The 2,944-nt window shown below is 25.7% G+C and carries 3 protein-coding genes; all 3 read left to right on the forward strand.

The window, feature by feature from the left end; translation table 11 throughout:
* Positions 1-47 precede the first annotated feature (47 nt).
* The gene (locus KKC53_07205; protein ID MBU2598934.1) at positions 48-251 is read left to right on the forward strand and encodes a hypothetical protein; all 204 of its coding nucleotides are present in this window, start codon (positions 48-50) and stop codon (positions 249-251) included.
* Between the two features lie 795 nt (positions 252-1,046).
* Positions 1,047-2,663 (forward strand): hypothetical protein, encoded by a 1,617-nt coding sequence (locus tag KKC53_07210; GenBank protein ID MBU2598935.1) that lies wholly within the window; start codon positions 1,047-1,049, stop codon positions 2,661-2,663.
* Positions 2,664-2,732: 69 nt separating this feature from the next.
* The coding region (locus KKC53_07215; protein ID MBU2598936.1) for a hypothetical protein at positions 2,733-2,944 on the forward strand (212 nt) is incomplete at its 3' end.

Consider the following 2,944-nt stretch of genomic DNA (forward strand, 5'->3'; position numbering starts at 1 on the left):
CGATATTAGGCCTGGACCAAAGCACACTTGGAAAGGAAATAAGTGAATTGGATATTGAATATGTACTAAAATTAATAGCAAATAACGGCTTTCCCTTAGTGCTTTCTGTATATTTAGTATGGAAATTAGAGTTTTTTATTAATGAAATAATCAAAAATCAAAAGGAATTTTCCCAGAATGTTACCACTGAAATCAAAGAAATCAAGCAGGCAATCAATGAATTACGGCTTGATTTTGCAAAAAATCAATGAAACCGTTGAAACATAAGGTTTTTAGCGTTTTCTCTTAGACCTTCAAATTTGGCGTATATGAGGCGTATTTAAAAAATACGATGATTCATACCAGCCACCTTAAAATAATCGCTTAAAACAAGCTTAAATTGAAGATTATTTTCGTGACCCCTGAAATACCTCGCTTTTAGCCTTCTTTTCTCTATTATCCTCACTTATACTACTATATTCCCCTATTTTCTTGCATACCTACCATATTAACAAAGAAATCCTTAGGATTTAAGGGTTTATATTTAACTACACACTATTTGGAACACTAACAGGAAGATTAATTAACTCCTTTAGTTTAAGGGCATTTTTTATTTTTTGATATTTTTTAAAAAAAGAAGGATTTTTAAATAGATTTGTAGTATAAAGAAAATAATGTGCTAAAAAATATTAATTTTAGAAGATGTAAAAATAATGAACCAATTCATTAGTAAATTATTGATACCTTATAATTCACCAATTTTTGAAATTTCCACTACTATTTCAGCAACCGCTATTGTGATTTTTTTTACACTTATTTTAATACCAATTCAACAATGCGCAAATAATTATTCGCCCTCTTTATTAAAATATTTTAGACGTGATCATGAAACGATTAGTTGTTTTTTATTACTTTCTGTCTCAATGTTATTTAATATTTATATGCTTTTTATACATACACTAAAGATAGATGCGATATTTTCTTCAATATTATTAATTTTGTCTTTCTTTTCTATTTTCCTAATGTTTTTTAAACTAACAAAAATCATGAGTCCAGTATATTATTTATTGCCAGAGATAAAGAAAGATTGTATTAGCACTATACGATATGGTCTAAAGAAGAAAAATGATATAACCCTACAACAGAAACGTAATCAAATTAATGAACAAATTAAACAAGTTTCATTGGTTCATGAAAAAATAGATCCGAAAACAGATAAATGGAAAATTCCTGATAATATTTCTGAAAAAGTTCATGAAAAAATGGCTCCGCTTAAAAGTATGGCAATCAAACTTATGAAAACTTCAGATTATGAGATATTCAATAGTACAATTTACACAATAAGGGATATCTCTATTTCATATTTACAAATTAGGCAAGATTATAAAACATTTTATGATCACTATTTATTTCTTCTTGCCGAAACTTTCAAAGATTTAATTAAGAATGCTGAAAGATATGACGATATTAACTTCAATAGAAATATCTTTAAAGCAATTAGGGATATTGCCTTAAGTACATTATCGGTGCAAGTACTTGGTAGTAAAAGTGGTTATAATTATTTAACTACAACATTATCTTCAATATTTCACGAAATCATTCGAGAAGCAGTCATAAAAATAGATTTGAATAGATCTTATGATGCAGCTAAGTATTTTGGTGAAACTGGCGAAAAACTTGCTATTGTTGGTGCTGGGCATTCAGCAAGTGATATAGCAAATCAATTAAACGAAATTGCAAAAATATGTATTAAATTAAACGATATAACTACTCTGGTTCCAATAAGAAATTCTCTTGCAGAAATTTATTATAATTTACTTCGTTATCGAAAAATATATCCAAATTATGATTTTCCATATAAAAAAATATTAGAGGTCTATAATGCAATGTTAGATATACCACTAGATTCTGGTACTGCATTAAGTATTGGAGATCCCATGTTTGGTTGGAATCCAGATTTAAGTGAAGATAGAAGTCTTAGTTCATTAATCTATATTGCATTGTATTCACCAAATATTAATAAAAAGATCTTAAAATATAATATAGAAGAAGTAGATAGGATAGTAAAATTTATATTAGATAACGAAGAGAAGGACAATATTAATACCAATAATTTCCAATTGTATTTGTATCAAATAGGTCTCTGGTTATTAGCCTTTATTGATAATAAAATTACTTCAAGAATGATTTTATTTGAATTTAAAAAGATACCTAAAGAAGAAGACAAAGAAACAGTAAAAGTTATTCTATCGAATATTATTAAATTTATTCAAAATAGATATTTTAATTCATTAAACGGAAGTAAAAAAACATTTGATGAAGAAGAGCTTTTACATTCTTTATTATCAATAATGTCTTTAGCATTGTATTTAGAATCTAAACATAAAATTGATTTTAATGATCATATTTTTCCAATACTTAAAGATTTTAATGAACAGTTAAAATCAATTGAATGTGAACTTAGCCTTACTACATACAACAACATTGAAAGATTCTGTATTTTTTTAAAAAAGATAAATCAGACAGAAATATCACAACAATTAAATAAAATATATAGTGAAAAGAAAATAAATATTAATAGGATTGACCCACTTAACAATTTTGATATTATTAAAAGACCAATTATTGCATTTGAGAATAGATTGTTTGTAGAATTTGATAAAAATATTTTAGGAAGAAATTAAGACAATCTAGAAGAATTAAATATCTAAAATATTTTATTTAAAAGAACATTGTAGCAAGAGGTTTAAAAAATGAATAATTCTTCATATTTTGGAGAATATGGAAAGATTTCGGATAATCTTTCCATAAATCAATGCATATATCGCTGTTTTAAATATATATGTAAAGAGGATCAAAAAAAATTCCTAAAAAAATTTGGAAAAAATCCTCATGATTCAGATGAAATAATGCATACATTAAGAGAATTAATTTTAGGAGCATATCTTAGTTATAGTAATCTTAA

The organism is Actinomycetota bacterium (genome assembly GCA_018830725.1).
GTDB lineage: Bacteria > Actinomycetota > Humimicrobiia > JAHJRV01 > JAHJRV01 > JAHJRV01.